Source organism: Streptomyces sp. NPDC039430, assembly GCF_055639435.1.
In genome coordinates this window covers 322,915-340,343 of record NZ_JBVKAK010000003.1, presented here as the reverse complement: position 1 = coordinate 340,343, position 17,429 = coordinate 322,915, and the positions used below count along the sequence as shown (strand labels likewise).

Below are 17,429 nucleotides of genomic sequence, written 5' to 3'. Positions count from 1 at the left end.
GATCTCACCACCCCCGGATGGGGGGTGAGGGACGGTGGCGACGGAAGGAAGAGGTGTGGCCGAGCCGGTCGAGGCGGCGGAGATGCGGGCCGCGCTGCTGCGGCTGCGCAGGACGACCGGGCTGCCGGTGGCGTTCGGCGGGCTGCTGCACGAGGCGGGACGGCTGAACATCGCCGAGCTGAACGGCGCGTCGACGGGCGCGCTGCGCGGCCTGGGGATCTCCGCCGGCAACGGCCTGGGCGGCAAGTCCATCGCGCTGTCCCGGCCGTGCGCGGTGACCGACTACCGCGAGGCGCGGCACATCAGCCATGAATACGACGCGGCGGTGGCGGCGGAGGGCCTGCGCTCCGTGCTCGCGGTGCCGGTGGTCGTACGGCGCGAGGTGCGCGGGGTGCTGTACGGAGCCCTGCGCAGCGCCCTGCCGATCGGCGAGCGCACCTTCGACGCGGCGGTCGCCGCCGCGCGGGACGTGGAACAGGCGCTGGTCGTACGGGACGAGGTGCGGCGGCTGCTCGATGTCAGCCGCGAGCCCACGCCGGGCCCCGCGGCCTGGGAGGAGGTCCGCGCGGCCCACAGCGATCTGCGGGCGCTGGCGCCGCGCGTCGTCGACGCGGAACTGCGCGCGGAACTGCTCGGCGTCTGCGGGCGCCTGGCGGGCGCGTCGGACCCGGGGGGCGCCTCCGGCCCGGCGGGCGGCGCGCCGCGTCGTACGCCGGTCGCGCTGGCGCCGCGCGAGGTGGACGTCCTGACCTGTGTGGCGTCGGGGTCGACCAACGCCGTGGCGGCCGAACTGCTCGGGCTGCGGCCGGAGACGGTGAAGGGGTATTTGCGCGCGGCGATGCGGAAGCTGGGGGCACACACCCGGCTGGAGGCCGTGGTGGCCGCGCGCCGGGCGGGCCTGCTGCCCTGACCGTCACCGCCACCGCGCCGGGCGGGCCCGCCGCCCCGACCACCGGCCTCCACCGCGCCGGGCGAACCTGACCGCCCGGTCAGCGGCCTCCACCGCGCCGCTCCGGGCTCCGCTTCGCGGACGCTCACCGCACGGGCCTGGCGCCGTCCCCGGCCTTCCCGTCAGACTGTGCCCGCATATGCGACTGGAGGTACTGACATGGTGTCCACGGACCGGTTCCTGGCATTCGCCGCGATGTCCCTGCTGGTGATCGTGATCCCGGGGCCCAGCGTGCTGTTCGTGATCGGCCGCGCGCTGGCGCACGGCCGGCGCACGGCGATGGCGACGGTGCTGGGCAATGTGATCGGTTCGTACGCCCTGGTGGTGGCGGTCGCGCTGGGGATCGGCGCGCTCGTCGAACGGTCGGTGACCATCTTCCTCGCGGTGAAGCTGGCGGGCGCGGCCTATCTGGTGTTCCTGGGCGTGCAGGCGTTCCGGCACCGCAAGGACATGCGCGCCTCGGCCATGTCGGCACCCGCGGGCCCGGCGCGCGGTGATCTCCGCACCGTCGGGGACGGCTTCGTCGTGGGGATCACCAATCCGAAGGGCGTGGTGTTCTTCGCCGCCGTGCTGCCGCAGTTCGTGGACCACTCCGCGGGCCACCTTCCCGTACAGATGCTGCTGCTCGGGCTGGTACCGATCGCCATCGGTCTGGTCACGGACACGCTGTGGGGGCTGGGCGCGGCGGCGGCGCGGAGCTGGTTCGCCCGCTCGGAGCGCCGGCTGTCGGCGGTGGGCGGCGCGGGCGGCTGCGCGATGATCGGGCTCGGCGTGACGGTCGCGATGACGGGCCGCGCGGACTGAGGGTCGAACGGATCGGGCGGGGCCGGACGGATCCGGGGGCCGGTGGGCCGGGGGCCGGGTGGATCCGGGAGCCGGTGGGCCGGGTGGGTCCGGGGGCTGTCACCGCGACCGGCACACTCCGGTGCGGCGCGATGCGATGCGGTCCGGTCCGGTCCGGCGGGGCCCAGCGCCAGGATCGCGTCAAGATGAGGTCTCCCCAGGTCAACGCCGCGTTATGGCCAGGCCTTTTCGCCCCGTCCGGGGCATAGCTTCCAGGTGTCGGAGCGCACGCGCTGCCCCGACGGGTCAGACAGCGATCGACTCCCCTGGGAGGAAACCATGAAGCCCCTCATTTCCGAGGACGCGGACGGCGGTTCGGACCCCGCCCCGGCCGCGGACCCCGACGCCGACCCCGACGAACCCCGGACGGCCCGGCCGCTGTACGTACCCGTACGGCTCGGCTCGGCCGGCGGCCACCAGCTGCGGTTCGCGCGCACGCCGCTCGGCGCGCGGACCGCGATCGGTTTCACCAGCAGCCCGCGGCTGACGGCCGTCCTCGGTGAGGGGCAGGCATGGATCAGGCTCGCGGAGCCCGCGCTGCGCGCGCTCGCGGAACCGCTCGGCGCGGCCCTTGTCACCGTGGACCCGCAGCTGACCGCACCCGCCATCGGCGGGCGGCCCGCGCCGGCCGGGCCCTGTGCCAGGCGCGCCCTGGAGATGCCGGAGGCGATGGCCGTATGACCGCCGAACCCCTGCTGCTGGTCAGCGAGTTGAACACACCGACGGTCTGGCCCGCGTCCGCGGCCCTGGCCCCCGGCGGCGATATCGCGGTGTCCGGAGTGTCCCTCGCGGAACTGGCCGAGCGCTATGGAACCCCCACCTATGTCCTGGACGAGGAGGAGGTACGGGCCCGTGCGCGGGCCTGGCGGCAGGCGCTGCCCGACGCCGACGTCGTCTACGCCGCCAAGGCGTTCCTGTGCCGCGCCGTCGTCGACTGGATGGAGCAGGAGGGCCTCGGCCTCGACGTCTGCTCAGCGGGCGAACTGGAGCTGGCGGCCACGCGCGGTTTCCCGCCCGAGCGGATCGTGCTGCACGGCAACGCCAAATCCCCGCAGGACCTGAGGACCGCGCTGCGCCTCGGTGTCGGTCGTGTCGTCATCGACTCGGCCTGCGAGACGGCCCGGCTGGCGGCGCAGGTGCGGGGGCCGGACGCCCAGCAGGTGATGGTGCGCGTACTGCCCGGAATCGAGGCGGGCGCGCACCCCAAGATCCGTACGGGAGCCGACGGCCAGAAGTTCGGGCTGTCCCTCGCGGACGGAAGCGCGGAGGACACGATCGCGCGCGTCCTCGGTCAGCCCCGGCTCGAACTCGTGGGCCTGCACTGCCATCTGGGCTCCCAGATCACCGAGCCGGGCCCGTACGCCGAGGCGGTACGGCGGCTGGTGGCGTTCATGTCCGCCCTCCGCGACCGATACGGGGTGACGCTGCCCGAACTGGACCTGGGCGGCGGTTTCGCGGTCGCGTATCTGCCGGGCGATCCGGCTCCCGCGCCCGCGGAGTACGGCGGCCTGATCACCGGCACGCTGGCGAGCGCCTGCGCCGAGCACGGTCTGCCGGTCCCGCGCCTGACCGTGGAACCGGGCCGCTCGGTCATCGCCCCGGCCGGGATCGCCCTCTACCGGGTGCTGTCGGTGAAGCGCACCGCCGGGCGCGTCTTCGTCGCCGTCGACGGCGGGATGAGCGACAACCCGCGGCCGGCGCTGTACGGGGCGCGGTACACGGTCCGCCGGGTGGGCCGCGCGTCCGACGCGCCGATGCGCACGGCGACGGTCGTCGGCCGGCACTGCGAGGCGGGCGATGTGCTCGCGGAATCGGTGGAGCTGCCGGAGGACATCAGGCCGGGGGACGTACTGGCGGTGCCCGCCGCCGGGGCGTACCAGGTGTCGATGGCGTCGGGCTACAACATGACGGGCCGCCCGCCGGTGGTGGCGGTCGCCGGGGGGAGATCGCGGCTGCTGGTGCGCCGGGAGAACTTCGACGACCTGCGCGCCCGGGACGTCGGCCTCTGAGACACCTCCGCCCGCCGCGCGCGGGGCAGCGGAAGCGGGCGGGCGCGCGGGCACCGCGGACGGTTTCTGTCCGCGGTGCCCGCGCGTTCCCACCCGTACGGGTGAAAAATCCGGCGACACGCGGATGCCCGGTTTGTTAGCTTCCGGACCATGAAGCCGCTCACCGAGGACGAGATCCGCGGATCGTTCGTCAACTGTTCCAAGGGCGAAGCCCGCAGAATGAACCTCCCCCGGGAGCTGTCCGAGCTGCCCTGGGCCGATCTCGACTTCCTGGGCTGGCGCGATCCCGGGGCTCCCGACCGCGGCTATCTCGTGACGGAGCGCGCGGGCGCGTGGGTGGGGATCACGCTGCGTGGCGCGTCGTCCGGGCAGAAGAATTTCCTCAAGTCGAGCATCTGCTCGATCTGTGTCACTCCGCACGCCGCCTCCGGGACGGACCTGATGACCGCGCCCAAGGTCGGCGCCGCCGGCCGGCAGGGCGATTCCGTCGGGATGTACATGTGCGCGGACCTGGCGTGCCCTCTGTACGTCCGGGGCAGGAGGAAGTCCCTCGGCCGCCGGCTGGAGGAGTCGCTCACGCTGGAGGAGCGGCTGGCCAGGGCCCGGACGAATCTGGACCGCTTCCTGGACAAGCTGTACGAGAGCGCGCGGACGACCGCGGCCTGACGGCGTACCCCGCCGTACCCGTGCCGCGGTACGGGTACGGCGGGGCGGCCCGGGTCTCCCCCTGACCGCCCCGCCGCACCCGCTCATCGCCGCACGCGCGCCGTATCCCCCGGCGCCGTACGGGGCCCGTCTCTCAGGCTCCGCCCGGCCCCGCCGGGCGGCGGGACGGGCGCGCGAGGGTGTAGCCGGCGATGCCCGCGAGCGCGCCGAGCACACCACCGGCCACGGTCCAGATCCAGCGGTCCGTCCACCAGCCGGAGGACCAGCCGTCCTCGGGCTCGACGCCGGAGGCCGCCCACCGCGCGCCGTCGCCAGGAGCGCTGTCGCCGCCGGTCCCGGTCCCGTCTCCGTCGCCGGCCGCCGCGACCGTGGTACGGCCCGGGGTCAGCGGGACGGCCAGCCGGCCGCCGACCGCCGAGGCCCCGCCCTTGTCGGGCGTGGCGGCCTCGATCTCCGCCCGTACCGGCAGCCCGAGGTCCACCTCCTGCGCGTTCAGGACGGTCAGCCGTACGTAGTAGCTGCCCGGCAGCGGATCGTTGGACCACGGCTCCGCCCAGGCCCGTACGGTGCGCAGCGTGCACCGCAGCTCGACCGTGCGCGCGTCGGCCGCGAGCGCCCTGGTCTGGGCGCCGTACACGCACGGCTGGCGGCGGCGCAGTCCGTCGTAGACGTCCACCTGCCAGGTCGTCGCGCCCTTCCTGGCCGCGGCGGACTCGGGGAGCGTGACCTTCGCCGTGACGGTCGGGCGCTGCCCGGCGTCCGCGGGGAACACCCAGTACAGGTAGTCGCCCGAGGAACCGTCGGCCGTGGCCCGCTGGCCCGGCCGGAACGCGGTGGCCGTACGGAACGAGGTCCCCGCCTCGGTCGGCGCCCCGGCGGTGTCGGAGCCGTCCGAGCTGCCGGTGGGCGTCGGGGTCTGGTCGGCGGCGGCGCCGCCCGCCGTGCCGAGAAGCAGCACACCGGCCAGCAGGGCACCCGTGAACATACCGGTGATACGCATCAGTTGCTCCTCCATACGAGACGCAGGCGCGAGAGCCAGCCCCAGAGCAGTCCGGCGACGAGTCCGGTGAGGGCCAGGGTGCCGAGCAGCCACCAGCCGCGGCCGAGACCGAACGCGGCGATGTCGGACGGCTCGTCGGGCGAGTCGACGAGGTCGACGGTCAGCTCGACGGGCAGGCCGGGGGTGGTCTTGACGGAGGCGGGCGCGGAGAAGGCGTTGCTGACCTGGAGACAGACCGTCTCGGCGGCCGGCTTCACGTCGTCCTCGTCCGCGTCGTCGAGCGGCGGCTTCGGGTAGCGCAGCCCCGACGAGATCACGTCGGTGCGTCCGTCGCCCGATTCCGAGCCGCGGACGATCTCCCTGCCGTGTACGGTCACGGCGCGCAGCAGCACGCCGTAGTCGCGGTTGACGGCGCGGTCGGCGCCGACGCTGACGGAGGCGCGCAGCTCCTGGCCGGGCAGCACGTCCACGCGGTACCAGCGGTGCTCGGAGAACATCTCGCGGTCGCTGTAGAGACCGGGCGCGATCCGCGGGGCGTCGGCGCAGCGCGCGGCGCCCTCGGTGGCCACCGGGGTGACGACCGGGTCGGCGGCGCGGTCCACCAACTGCGTGACGCGGCGGGAGAGTTCATCGGTGTGCTGGACGGAGGTGAAGGTGCCGCCGGTGGCCTCGGCGATACAGGTCAGCTGCCGCCGGGTCTTGTCGTCGGGGACGAGGCCCAGGGTGTCGATGGTGAGATGGATGCCCTTGGCCGCGATCTCGCGCGCGACCTCGCAGGGGTCGAGCGGGGCACAGGTGTCCTCGCCGTCGGTGATGAGGACGATGCGCCGGGTGGCGTCGTCGTCGCCCTCCAGGTCGTCGGCCGCGCCGAGGAGTGCGGGGCCGATGGGCGTCCAGCCGGTGGGGGCGAGGGTGGCGACCGCGGTCTTCGCCTCGGTACGGTCCAGCGGCCCCACCGGGTAGAGCTGCCTGGTGTCCTTGCAGCCGACCTTGGTGTCCTTGCCCGGGTAGTCGGCGCCGAGGGTGCGGATGCCCAGTTCCACTTCCCGCGGAACCGCGTCGAGCACCTCGTTGAACGCTTGTTTCGCGGCTGTCATCCGGGACTGACCGTCGATGTCGCGGGTCCGCATGGAGCCGCTGACGTCGAGGACGAGATCGACCTTCGGGGCCGGTTTCCCGCTGGGTTCGTCGGCGGCGGCAGCGGCGGGAGGGAAGAGCCCTACGGCCAGGGTGGCCACCAGACCGCACACGGCGGCTGCCGGCCATTTACTTATGATCATCGCCGGATGATAGTGAGACTTCCCCCACCGGACCAAAAAGGAACTGACGTAGCGTCAACTTCTTTTCCGACCCCCCGAGGTGACGTCATGCACGGGAACACCGAACCGTCCGAACGATTCACCGGATCCGCGGACGCGCCGGAGCGGCGCGGTCTGAACCGCCGCCGCTTCCTGGGCACGGGAGCGCTCGCCGCCGCGGTCGTCACGGCGGCGTCCGCTCCTTCCGCCGCCGCCCCCGTCTCCGCCCCGGCCCCCGCGCCCACCCGCCCGCGCGCCGCCTCCCGGCCGCTGTTCCTCGGGACGTACACCTCGGCCGCGGGCGGCGGCACCGGTGTCGGCCTGGCGACGTACGACACGGGGACGGGCGCGATCTCGGGCGCCGGTACGGTCACCGGCGTCGCCAACCCCTCGTATCTCGCCGTCCACCCGGACGGCACCACGCTCTACACCGTCAATGAGCAACAGGACGGCGGCGTCACGGCGATCGCCCTGCCCGGGGCCGGGGGCGGGAGCCCGACCGTGCTGGGTACGCGCGCCACGGGCGGCGCCGGGCCCACCCATCTGTCGGTGCACCCCGGCGGGGGCTGGCTGCTGAGCGCCAACTACACCTCCGGCAGCGTCGCCGTCCACCCCATCGGGGCCTCCGGCGCGCTGGGCGAGCGTACGGACCTGGTCACGCACTCCGCGCCGCCGCCGGGCCCCGGACAGCAGGGGCCGCACGCCCACCAGATCCTCACCACGCCGGACGGCGGCCATGTGGTCGCGGTCGACCTGGGCAACGACACCGTCTATACGTACCGCCTCGACACCTCGGCCGGAACGCTGGCCCAGGTCTCGTACGCGCGGCTGCGGCCCGGCGCGGGCCCGCGCCATCTCGCCTTCCACCCGTCGGGCGCGTTCGCCTATCTCGCCAACGAGCTGGACAACACCGTCGTCGTCTGCGCGTACGACCCCGCGACCGGTGAACTCACCCCTGGCGAGCCGCAGTCCACCGGCGCGGGGCAGGCGGGCGGCAACTTCCCGGCCCAGCTGGTGGTCACCGGCGACGGAGCCTTCGCGTATCTCGCCAACCGCGGCCACAACAGTCTGACGCGGTACGCCGTCGAGGCGTCCGGCGCGAGGCTGCGGCTGCTCGACACCGTGCCGGTCGGCGGTGACTTCCCCCGGCAGCTCGCCCTCTCCCCCGCCGGGAACCTGCTGTTCGCCGCGAATCAGCGCTCGAACTCGGTGACGGTCTTCCATGTCGACCCGGACAGCGGCGAACTGCGCCCGGCGGGCGCGCCGTTCCGGTCGCCGGTGGCGGTCTGCGCGCTGCCGCTCTGAGAGAAGCCGGCTGGTGCCGGGCGCCCTTCTCCGGCCCGGCACCCGCGTCGGCCCGACCGGTCTCAGCCGGTCTCAGCCGGCCTCACCGGACGGGCCGGCCGGGCCGGCCCCGGTGCCCTGGCCGCCGTGCCCGCTCTCCTGCCGGAGTGCGGCCACGCGCCGAAGAGCGGCCTTGAAGGCTTTGTACTCCTGCTCGCCCAGCGCCCGCGCATGGCGTTCCTCGATGGATCGCATGATGGAGGCGGCGGCCTCCATCTGGAGCAGGCCGCGTTCGGTGGGGTGGATGAGTTTCGCCCGGCGGTCCACGGGATCGGGTTTGCGTCGATCACCCGGGACAACGCGGCAGTGGTGCTGGTCGACCATCAGGTGGGGCTTCTCTCCGGGGTCCGGGACATCCCGGTCGCCGACCTGAAGCACAACGTGGTGGCGCTGGCCCGAGCGGCGACCGTGCTGGGCATCCCGCTGGTCGTCACCACCACCGCGGCCGGCAGCATGTGGGGGCCGACCACTCCCGAGCTGGTCCAGGCGCTGCCGGCCGGACAGAAGATCATCGACCGCGACAGCGTCAACGCCTGGCACGACGACCGGGTCCGCCACGCCATCGAGGCCACCGGCCGGCAGAAACTGATCTTCGCCGGGGTATCGCTGGAGGTCTGCGCGGCCCTGCCCGCGATCTCCGCCACGGGCGCCGGGTACGACGCCTACGTCACCCTGGACGCCTCCGGCACCTTCAGCCAGGCCAAGCCGGAGGCCGGACTGCTCCGTATGCAGCAGGCGGGTGTCATCGTCTCCGACTACGCCACCCTCATGGTCGAGGCGCTGGCGGACAACGCCGCACCCGGATCCGGTGCCCTCTACACCGCCCTCGACATGCCGTTCGCCGTTCTGGTCGGCCAGATCTCCGCGGCCTGTCAGGCATGACGCGCACCGGCCGCCGGGCCGGGCGGTGTCCGGCGAACAGGCATGGCACCGCGAGCCCTTTCCGGTAGCTCCCCCGAGCCGGGACGCGGTCCCAGCGCTTGACCGGGGCCCGCCACCGCCGGAGGTGCGGCCAGGTCCCGTCCGGCCGGCCTTGGCGGGCCGGACAGGACCTGTTTGAAGGGCCCCGGCATGCGGCGGGTTCTGATCAGCGTGTGGTCAGGATGACCTGGCTGGAGCCGTCGGGCATCCCCGCGATGCCCACCTGATCGCCCGCGAGTGTCCCGGCGCCCTTGATGCCGCCGACGGGCCGGAACGGTGTCCAGTCGCCGTTACGGGCGCGGACGGTGTGGTACACGTTTCCGTCGAGTCCGACGGCGAGCATCTGGCTGTCGCCGTCGGGCGTGCTCGTGAGGGAGATCTCCGAGGCTCCCATCATGGGGGTGGAGACGCCCGCCGGGCCGTTCCAGCCGGTCCAGCCGCCCTTGGCGAGCCGGATGGTATGCCAGATGTTGCCGTCATTGCCGATCGCCGCGATCTGGGTGTCGCCGTTGGGCAGGGCCGCGATCGTCAGGGCTCGTCCGACGAAGCCCGACGCGTTGACGCCCGGTACCGAAGTCCACGAACCCCAGGAGCCGTTGGCGGCGCGGAGGACCCTGCGCATGGTGCCGTCGGCTCCGTACGTCACCACGTGGGCCGAGCCGTCGGGCATGCCGGCCACGGCGACCTTGGACGCCTGGACGCCTTCGATCTCGGTGCCCGTCATGTGCCGCCATCCCTGCCAACTCCCGTCATTGCGACGGACGTTGTGGTAGGCGAGCCCATCCTTGCCGACGGCCACGATCTGGGCATCGCCGTTGGGGAAACCGGCGATGGCGATGTCCTTGGCGGCAAAGCCGGTCTTCGTGCCGTCGGCGGCCGGAAGGGCGTTCCACCCCTGCCAGGTGCCTGTTCTGCCGCGCAGGTTGTGCCAGATGTTGCCGTCGAGTCCGATGCCGAGCACCTGGACGTCGCCGTTCGGCATCCCGCTCACGGCCTGCCGGGAACCGACGAAGCGGAACGAGTTGCCGGCGCCGCTCAGCGGGCTCGGGGCGCTCCACGTACCGTCCGTCTTGCGGGTCGCGTTGTAGAACGTGTGGGGAGTTACCTTCTGGCCGAGATTCTTGGAGATAATTTCCCGCTGAAGCTCGCCACTTGGCACGGCGGGCTCATTCATATTGACGTCATCGGTCATGATGATGTTCATGTTGTCGGTGACGTTGGTGTGGTTCCAGTCCTTCCGGAACTTGTCCAGCATCTGCCGGTTCAGCTCGTGCCCGATCTTCAGCAGAAAGTTCCGGTCCGTCTGACCGAAGTTCTTGATCGTCGACCAGACCTCGTCCAAGCCGGCGTCCGGGAGGTTGGCGGTGGGATTGAGGATGCCTTCGTATACGAAGAACTTCCCCGAGTTTCCCCCCGGCGCCTGCTCGAAAACCTTGTCGCCACGGGCGAGCACGGCCTCGATGTTCTTCTGCGTGACGGTACTTCCGGAGACCGGACCGCCATGTCTCCACAAACGCTCCGGCAGCAGGTCGAGGAGGCCCACATCGACGTAGCTGCCGCGGAAGGACTGGGCGGACGGCCCCCATGCCCACGGGTAGCTGGTGCTGTCCGTGTCATCGATGAAGACCACGCTCTTGCCCGCGGCCATGAACTGGTTGTACGTGGAGGCCGGGCTCAGCGTTCCGTCCGCGATCGCCGGGTTGTCGAGGGGTCCACCACCGATGGCACCACCCAGGGCCGCTATCGCCGCGCGATTGACCTCCTTCGCGGTCTCCGGCGGCACCGCTGTCTGCAGCCTGATGATGACGATTTCCTTGGGGTGCCGCTTGATCCAGTCGGCCAGCTCATTGATCTCGCCCTTGATGATGCCGCTCTGCGCCCCGGCGAAGGAGTCGAAGAACTGACGTCCCATCGGGCCGCCGTGGAAGGTGAACCACTTGTCGCCCTGCTTGCACAGCCGCAGGTCAAGATAGCGGGACCCGCCTTCCAGCTGCTCCGCGAGAGAGCCGGTCTGCGACCGCGCCATGCTCGCCGCCAGGGCGGGATACACCCTGGCCGCCTCGGCCTGATCGCCATAACTGCAGATACCGCTGTCCTTGGTGATACCGGCCGTTCCGGCGTCATGGCTGCCCGGCATCACGATCTGGTTCAACGGACGGTCACCGATGGTGCCTTTCAGCTGCTCCATCCATGACCCCAGACCGATGTTCTGAGCGGCCTGTGCGGACCGGGGTGCCGGCGCCATCGGCTTCTGGTCGGTCGTGGCGGTCCCCGCGACCGCGGAAGGGACCGATAACGCCCCGAGGGCGATCGATAGGGCGGCGACGGTCGAACGCCGCAGCGTGGCTCCGCTGTTTCTGCTCACGGGCAATTCCTTTTCTCGTGTCACGCGGGTCCGCTCCGGACCGGGGGGACTGCCGCACCGAGCCCTATGGGAGCGCTCCCATAGGGCTCGGTGATTATGGGAACGTTCTCAAGCGTCAGTCAAGAAGAGCGCCTCACGCAGACACGTTCCGGAGGTCTCGTGAAGGTCCGCCGGCACCCGGGAAAGGGCGGCAGCGATCTCAACGCGGCAGGTCACGAGCCCTATTGCCGCGAATGGCACGGCGGGCCGAACGGTGTGGAACGCTCACCTTCGCCGCGCGTTCCCGGGCGGCGGCCATACGCGCCGGGCGGGGTATGGGTCAGCCGTCTCCGGAAATCGGAGATCCTATGGGATATACGAAGAAGGGGAAGCGGCCACCGCTGTGCCGTGAACGGGCCGCGCGTGGGCGGCGAGCGGGCCGGGCCGTGAGGAGGGTCAGCCGCCGGCGGACACGCGCCGCGCCCCCGCCGCCAGATGCTCGCGCAGGGCGACGACCGGACGCCCGGGGTCGCCCGACTCGAACGCCGCCAGGATCGCCGCGTGTTCGTCCACGTCCGACTCGATGTCCGCCGTGCAGGGAAGGGCCGTCTGCCGCGGCCGCAGCACCTGGGGGCTCAGGGACTCGGCGGTCCTGAGGAGGAAGCGGTTGCCGGAGGCCCGGATGATCGTGAGGTGGAACTCCCAGTCCGCCGCGAAGCACTCGCGCAGATCCGGGAAGCCGGGCACCCGGCCCCGGGCACCCCGTGACGTCCGTACGCGACGGGCGCGGAGCACGTGCCGGGCGTGGGCGGCACGCAACTCGGGCAGCAGGTCGTCGGTCCCGGAGACCGCGCGCTCCACCGCCGCGGTCTCCAGGATCGCGCGCAGGTCGAACAGCTCCGCGAGCTGCTCCGGTGACAGCGGCGGGACGACGCGGTAGCCCTTGAGCGCCACCCGCGAGATCAGACCGGTATGTTCGAGCTGGACGAGCGCCTCGCGCACCGGGGTCGGCGACACCTCCAGCTCCCGGGCGAGGGAGTCGATACCGAGCGAACTCCCGTGCGGGGTCGAACCGTCGAGCAGCCTCTCCAGAATCGCGTCGTACACGCCGTCGCGGAGGGCCCGGCGAGGCACTACCGGCTTACGCCCGACGGCCGGGGCGGCCGGGGCGCTGCTCTCGTTCCCGTTCATCTCGCTCGCCATCCTAGGGCCTGCCTTGAAAGTAGCGCCGTTCGCCCGAAGGGCGGGCCCGGCGCCCGCCGCGGCAGCGGCACGATGTCGCGGCGGTGCACCGCGTTCGCCGCGCTCTCTCCGTCTCGGCGCCCGATTCCTCCTCCGGACGCCGAGCGGCGATCGCAAGGCGGAGGATCACCCCAGTACTGGACGTACTGAGGTGATCCCGACACCGCCGCGAGCGTGCGTGCCGGGCGTCGCCGGGCAGGCGGGACTGTGCAGACAGGTCCCGCGTCACGACTTCTTTGGCGAGGAACTTCAGCGGATGATTTCGCTGATCCAGTCTCGGTATTGGGCGACGTCGGTAAAGTTGGACTCGGCCCCAGCCCCGTCGCCCAATTCCCGTGCGTTCGAGGTGACGCCCGCCAGCCGCCAGGCTCCCTTGTCCTTCACCACGAGCGGACCGCCTGAATCCCCAGGTGCTACGCCCCGGGACTCTTTATCCTGGATCGCGAACCTGCCGTCGCGCTTCTCGCTGACGGGAAGCGTGACCTCCTGGAGCTTCTCCGGCCAGCAGTCGTCGTCAATGCACATGTTCCCCCAGCCGAGGGCGCGTGCGGGGGTGCCGACCGCAGGGCTTTTCTTGTTGAGTTTCAGAGGCTTTTGGTCGACCGGCTGCTTGAGCTTCAGCAACGCGAGATCGGTCCCGTCGCCCCCACCGTTGGAGAACGCCCAGGAGGGGTGCGCGACAATGTCCGAGACGTCGGCGACGGTTCCTCCCTCGCTTTTGTTGTTGCTCCCCACCCGGACCCGCAGGTCCTTCATGTCCCTGCCCACCGCCACACAATGAGCGGCCGTCAGGACCCACTGCCTGTCTATCAGGGTGCCCCCGCAGAACCCCCCACTGCTGTCGTCGTAGAGCGATACCATCCAGGACTCGGCGGCGGGGACGGACGAGCCGCCGATGATGGCCTGGCTCGGTGTCGCCGTGGCCATTACTCCCGCCACCGCCGCGAGACTCACGACCAGCGCCCCGCGGCGCCGGCGTCGTGCGTGTGGCGCGCTCACCAAGGTGCGGACAATCGACATGGAAGTCCTCCTCCGGGTTGTTCCAACGAGATGCGGTTATCACCCTGGCACCGGTCGACGTTACATATCCCTAACAACGGCTGACGCAATGAGCTGACCGGCATATCGCTTATCTGTGGTGAGCAATAGAGGAGTTGAGCTTCGTCGGCTTGCCCGGCGGTCGTTAGTATCCTCCTGAAATCGACGATCGGGAGGTCCACATGGATTTGAGCAGGCGAGCGTTTACGATGGCTGCGGCTTTGGTGCTGGCCGGCCCGGCGATCAGTGCGACGGCCAAGGAGAATGGCGGATCCGCGGACGACGGCTTCAATGTCAGACACTATGCCGTCGACCTCAGCTATCGGCCGGACTCGGACACCCTTGCCGGTGCCACCACCATCCTGGGCAGGGCGACGCGCCGGTTGCCGCAGTTCGATCTGCATTTCATGCTCACGGTGTCGTCGGTCGTGGTGAACAACGAGCCGGCCACATTCTCCACAGGGAACGGCAGGCTCACCATCACGCCGAAGAGGCCGATCGAGCACGGTGGTGAGCTGCTCGTGGAGGTTCGCTACAGCGACACCCCGGACACGTACCCGGGAGGCGAGGAACACGGCGCGGGTTGGAAGCGTACGGCGAACGGTGCGCTGGCGGTGTTCAGTTCAGCGTGGTGGTACCCGACCGCCTTCGACGTGGCGGACAAGGCGACTCGGGATCTGAGGGTCGTCGTGCCGACGGGGCTGCAGGTGGTCGCCAACGGCACCCTGCGGTCCGGCGGACCGGTTCCGGTGCCCGGCGGCGACCAGTGGACGTGGCGCAACGAGGTTCCCCAGCCGAACTTGACCGCGCTGCTCGCGATCGGCCGGTACGACCTGAAAATCTCGACCGTGCTGGGCGGAAAACAGCTGGTCACCGCGTACGGGACCGATCTCGGCCCGCTGGACGCGCCGGCACGCGCCTCGGTCGAACGGACTCCGGAGATTGTCGCGGCGCTGTCGAAGTGGTTCGGTCCTTATCCGTTCGCCGCGTTGGGCGGGCTGGTCGACACGGATTACCGCACCCCGGTCGCCACGGCGACCCGGCCGATCTACCCCGGCGGCTTCTTCGAAGACGGCGTGAACACGTCACTGGTCGCACACGAGATGGCCCACCAGTGGTACGGAAACGGTGTGTACCCGACGCCGAACGAGCAATGGCTGTCGGAGGGATTCGCCACCTACGCGGAGTTCCTGTGGTCGGAGAGGGAAGGGCAGGGTACGGCGGCCGAACTCGCTCAGTCCAACTACGACCTGTACCCAGCCGACCACAAGGCCTGGAAGCAGGCACCGGTCAACCCGGATCCGGACAACGTCCTGTCGTTCCCGATCTACGAGCGAGGCGCGCTCGCCCTGCAGGCGTTGCGCACCAGGGTCGGCGACGACACGTTCTTCAGGATCCTGCGGACATGGTTCGCCGAGCAGAAGACCGACGAGGCGGCGACCACGGCCGGTTTCACCGCACACGCCGAACGCGTCGCCGGAAGCGGCCTCGACGACGTGTTCCGGCCGTGGATCTACGGAACCGAGCGTCCTGCTGTCGGCCCCAACGGGCGGCTTGGCAAGGCGAAAACAATGACGAAGCCGAAGTCCTTCGACACCATCGACAACAACAGCACTCGATTCGCGGCCGCGCGACACTGAGACGCGGTCCTGGACCCCGTTTCGCGCGGGGTCCAGGACCGGCCACGATCCGGTAGGAGGGGTACGCGGACGTGCGGTCGTCGGAGCGCCTCCAATTGGATGGATCCTATAGGGTCTATGATCCACATCCCGGTCCCGGCCACCTCTGACAGACCCGGAGACGACGATGTCCCACACCGCACAGGACTGGCCCATCGGCGCCGCCGTCCTCCCGTTCCCGAACATCGAAGGCGGGGTCGTCGGCCACCACCGGCCCGAGGGGATCCGGCCGTGACCGTGCTGACGAACGACCCGCGCGCCTTCGCCGACGAAGCCCTGGCCGGGTTCGCCGCCGCTCACGCGGATGAGGTCCGTACGGTGCACGGCGGCGTCGTCCGCGCCTCGGCCACCCCGCCGGGCCAGGTCGCCGTGGTCATCGGCGGCGGCACCGGCCACTACCCCGCGTTCGCCGGCTGGGTCGGGCCCGGCTTCGCACACGGCGCGGCCTGCGGCCAGGTCTTCGCCTCCCCCTCCGCCTCGCAGATCTGCTCGGTGGCACGGGCCGCGGACAACGGCGGCGGGGTGATCCTCGGTTTCGGCAACTACGCGGGAGACACACTGCACTTCGGACGCGCGGCCGAACAGCTCCGCGCGGAAGGCATGGACGTCAGGACCCTCGCGGTGACCGACGACATCGCGTCGGGACCGGCCGAGAACACCGCGCCGCGCCGGGGCATCGCGGGCGACTTCCCCGTACTGAAGATCCTCGGTGCCGCGGCCGAGGCCGGACTCGGCATCGACGCGGCCGTACGGACGGGCCGCAGGGCCAACGCGGCCACCCGCTCGCTCGGTCTCGCCTCCGGCGGCTGCACCCTGCCGGGCGCGGACCGGCCGCTGTTCACCGTCCCCGCCGGGCGGATGAGCGTCGGCCTCGGCATCCACGGCGAGCCCGGGATCGCGGAACTCCCCCTGCCCACCGCCGACCGGGCCGCCGATGTCCTGGTGGACAGGATCCTGGCGGAGCGGACGGTGGCGTCCGCGGGTGTGGGCGGATCCGACCGGGTGGCGCTGCTGCTCAACGGCCTGGGGGAGGCCACGTACGAGGAGTTGTACGTCGTCCACCGCCGCGTGGCCGAGCGGCTGGCCGCCGAGGGCCTGACCGTCGTCGCGCCGGTGGTCGGCGAGCAGATCACCAGCCTCGGGATGGCAGGGCTCTCCCTCACCCTGACCTTCCTGGACGCCGAGCTGGAAGCGCTGTGGACGGCTCCGGCCGCCGCTCCCGCCTTCCGCAGGGGCGCCGTCGCGCCCCGGGCGGCGCGAACCGACGATCTGACCACCACCCACCGGGTGCCGCCGGTCGTACCGGGCGGCCCCGGCTCCCGCGCCCTGGGGGCGCGGCTGGCCGAGGCCCTGCTGACGGTGCGCGACACCGTGGCCGCCCACGAGGCGCTGCTCGGGGACCTCGACGCCGTGGCGGGCGACGGCGACCACGGCATCGGGATGCGGCGCGGGGCCGAGGCGGCGGCGGTCGCCGCGCGGGAGGCGGTCGCGCTCGGCGCCGGCGCCGGTACGGTGCTGGCGCACGCCGGCGCGGCCTGGTCGGAACGGGCCGGCGGCACCTCCGGCGCGCTGTGGGGCGCGGCGCTGACGGCGTTCGGCGCGGTGCTCGGTGATCACGACGGGGTGACGGCCGGAGCCGGCCGCGGTACGGCGGGACGCGGTGGCGGTACGGCCGGACGCGACGCCGACGACGGTGCCCGGCTGACCCGTGCCGTACGGGCCGCGGTGGACGCGGTGCTGCGGATCGGCGGTGCGCGCCCCGGAGACAAGACCCTGGTGGACGCCGCCGTGCCGTTCGCCGACCGGCTGGAGGCGGCCCTGTCCACGGCGGGGTTCGCCGCCGCGTGGGCCCAGGCCGCGCGGGCCGCGGGCGAGGCCGCCGAGGCGACCGCCGCCATCGCCGCGCGCGTGGGCCGGGCCCGTACCCATGGGGTCCGCGGCCTTGGCTCGCCCGACCCGGGAGCCGTCTCGTTCGCCCTGATCGTCGCAGCCCTCACACCCGGGCCCGGGTCCTCCGCCGCACGCGACTCCCCCGGCTCCTCCAGCGTCCCCGGCTTCCCGGGGGCGAAGCGGTGATGCCGCTCGGCACCGCGGCC

General features: G+C 72.0%; 15 protein-coding genes. 9 read left to right on the top strand and 6 right to left on the bottom strand.

Annotation, left to right across the window (positions count from 1 at the left end; translation table 11 throughout):
* The first annotated feature begins 55 nt into the window (after window positions 1–55).
* The 5 genes from ACZ7LS_RS10660 (at window position 56) to ACZ7LS_RS10640 (ending at window position 4,467) form a co-directional block, all read left to right on the top strand.
* Window positions 56–910, top strand: coding sequence for a helix-turn-helix transcriptional regulator (locus ACZ7LS_RS10660; RefSeq protein ID WP_382523297.1), 855 nt, complete (start codon window positions 56–58; stop codon window positions 908–910).
* A gap of 198 nt (window positions 911–1,108) precedes the next feature.
* Window positions 1,109–1,753: a LysE family translocator gene (locus ACZ7LS_RS10655; protein WP_382523299.1), complete on the top strand. Its 645-nt coding sequence runs from the start codon at window positions 1,109–1,111 to the stop codon at window positions 1,751–1,753.
* A 318-nt stretch (window positions 1,754–2,071) separates the two neighbouring features.
* Window positions 2,072–2,473: an SAV_915 family protein gene (locus ACZ7LS_RS10650; RefSeq protein ID WP_385129224.1), complete on the top strand. Its 402-nt coding sequence runs from the start codon at window positions 2,072–2,074 to the stop codon at window positions 2,471–2,473.
* On the top strand, window positions 2,470–3,801 hold the full coding sequence (lysA, locus tag ACZ7LS_RS10645; RefSeq protein WP_382523305.1) for a diaminopimelate decarboxylase: 1,332 nt from the start codon (window positions 2,470–2,472) through the stop codon (window positions 3,799–3,801). The genes ACZ7LS_RS10650 and lysA overlap by 4 nt, the downstream gene beginning before the upstream one ends.
* Before the next feature lie 150 nt (window positions 3,802–3,951).
* Complete coding sequence (locus ACZ7LS_RS10640) at window positions 3,952–4,467, top strand: FBP domain-containing protein (protein ID WP_385129222.1); 516 nt, start codon at window positions 3,952–3,954, stop codon at window positions 4,465–4,467.
* A gap of 133 nt (window positions 4,468–4,600) precedes the next feature.
* Here ACZ7LS_RS10640 and ACZ7LS_RS10635 read toward each other — a convergent pair whose 3' ends face one another.
* Together ACZ7LS_RS10635 and ACZ7LS_RS10630 are read right to left on the bottom strand one after the other, a co-directional pair.
* Entirely contained in the window at window positions 4,601–5,467 is an 867-nt protein-coding gene (locus tag ACZ7LS_RS10635; RefSeq protein WP_385129220.1) for a hypothetical protein, read from the bottom strand.
* Window positions 5,467–6,747, bottom strand: a complete 1,281-nt coding sequence (locus ACZ7LS_RS10630; protein ID WP_385129218.1) for a VWA domain-containing protein — start codon at window positions 6,745–6,747, stop codon at window positions 5,467–5,469. Before ACZ7LS_RS10630 ends, ACZ7LS_RS10635 begins: the two co-directional genes overlap by 1 nt.
* A gap of 87 nt (window positions 6,748–6,834) precedes the next feature.
* On the opposite strand from ACZ7LS_RS10630, the gene ACZ7LS_RS10625 reads away from it, so the two are divergent.
* The gene (locus tag ACZ7LS_RS10625) at window positions 6,835–8,070 is read left to right on the top strand and encodes a lactonase family protein (protein ID WP_385129216.1); all 1,236 of its coding nucleotides are present in this window, start codon (window positions 6,835–6,837) and stop codon (window positions 8,068–8,070) included.
* Window positions 8,071–8,142: 72 nt separating this feature from the next.
* Here the strand turns inward: ACZ7LS_RS10625 and ACZ7LS_RS10620 are convergent, their stop codons facing one another.
* The gene (locus ACZ7LS_RS10620) at window positions 8,143–8,376 is read right to left on the bottom strand and encodes a hypothetical protein (RefSeq protein ID WP_382524613.1); all 234 of its coding nucleotides are present in this window, start codon (window positions 8,374–8,376) and stop codon (window positions 8,143–8,145) included.
* Window positions 8,377–8,415: 39 nt separating this feature from the next.
* Here ACZ7LS_RS10620 and ACZ7LS_RS10615 point away from each other — a divergent pair, with 39 nt between their 5' ends.
* On the top strand, window positions 8,416–8,991 hold the full coding sequence (locus tag ACZ7LS_RS10615) for an isochorismatase family protein (protein WP_385129214.1): 576 nt from the start codon (window positions 8,416–8,418) through the stop codon (window positions 8,989–8,991).
* 205 nt (window positions 8,992–9,196) lie between these two features.
* On the opposite strand, the gene ACZ7LS_RS10610 is transcribed toward ACZ7LS_RS10615, so the two are convergent.
* From ACZ7LS_RS10610 to ACZ7LS_RS10600, 3 genes are all read right to left on the bottom strand, one after another.
* A complete protein-coding gene (locus ACZ7LS_RS10610; protein ID WP_385129212.1) occupies window positions 9,197–11,395 on the bottom strand; it encodes a DUF8189 domain-containing protein in 2,199 nt (732 codons plus the stop codon).
* A 435-nt stretch (window positions 11,396–11,830) separates the two neighbouring features.
* A complete protein-coding gene (locus ACZ7LS_RS10605) occupies window positions 11,831–12,565 on the bottom strand; it encodes a GntR family transcriptional regulator (RefSeq protein ID WP_382665759.1) in 735 nt (244 codons plus the stop codon).
* 300 nt (window positions 12,566–12,865) lie between these two features.
* The gene (locus ACZ7LS_RS10600) at window positions 12,866–13,636 is read right to left on the bottom strand and encodes a S1 family peptidase (protein ID WP_382524620.1); all 771 of its coding nucleotides are present in this window, start codon (window positions 13,634–13,636) and stop codon (window positions 12,866–12,868) included.
* 200 nt (window positions 13,637–13,836) lie between these two features.
* On the opposite strand from ACZ7LS_RS10600, the gene ACZ7LS_RS10595 reads away from it, so the two are divergent.
* Complete coding sequence (locus tag ACZ7LS_RS10595) at window positions 13,837–15,294, top strand: M1 family metallopeptidase (RefSeq protein WP_385341557.1); 1,458 nt, start codon at window positions 13,837–13,839, stop codon at window positions 15,292–15,294.
* Between the two features lie 270 nt (window positions 15,295–15,564).
* Complete coding sequence (locus ACZ7LS_RS10590) at window positions 15,565–17,409, top strand: dihydroxyacetone kinase family protein (RefSeq protein WP_385129208.1); 1,845 nt, start codon at window positions 15,565–15,567, stop codon at window positions 17,407–17,409.
* Window positions 17,410–17,429: the final 20 nt, after the last annotated feature.

Coding starts and splice junctions, on each gene's coding strand:
- ACZ7LS_RS10655 (WP_382523299.1), top strand. CDS start 1,109: ATGGTGTCCACGGACCGGTTCCTGGCATTCGCCGCGATGTCCCTGCTG.
- ACZ7LS_RS10650 (WP_385129224.1), top strand. CDS start 2,072: ATGAAGCCCCTCATTTCCGAGGACGCGGACGGCGGTTCGGACCCCGCC.
- lysA (WP_382523305.1), top strand. CDS start 2,470: ATGACCGCCGAACCCCTGCTGCTGGTCAGCGAGTTGAACACACCGACG.
- ACZ7LS_RS10640 (WP_385129222.1), top strand. CDS start 3,952: ATGAAGCCGCTCACCGAGGACGAGATCCGCGGATCGTTCGTCAACTGT.
- ACZ7LS_RS10635 (WP_385129220.1), bottom strand. CDS start 5,467: ATGCGTATCACCGGTATGTTCACGGGTGCCCTGCTGGCCGGTGTGCTG.
- ACZ7LS_RS10630 (WP_385129218.1), bottom strand. CDS start 6,747: ATGATCATAAGTAAATGGCCGGCAGCCGCCGTGTGCGGTCTGGTGGCC.
- ACZ7LS_RS10625 (WP_385129216.1), top strand. CDS start 6,835: ATGCACGGGAACACCGAACCGTCCGAACGATTCACCGGATCCGCGGAC.
- ACZ7LS_RS10605 (WP_382665759.1), bottom strand. CDS start 12,565: ATGAACGGGAACGAGAGCAGCGCCCCGGCCGCCCCGGCCGTCGGGCGT.
- ACZ7LS_RS10600 (WP_382524620.1), bottom strand. CDS start 13,636: ATGTCGATTGTCCGCACCTTGGTGAGCGCGCCACACGCACGACGCCGG.
- ACZ7LS_RS10595 (WP_385341557.1), top strand. CDS start 13,837: ATGGATTTGAGCAGGCGAGCGTTTACGATGGCTGCGGCTTTGGTGCTG.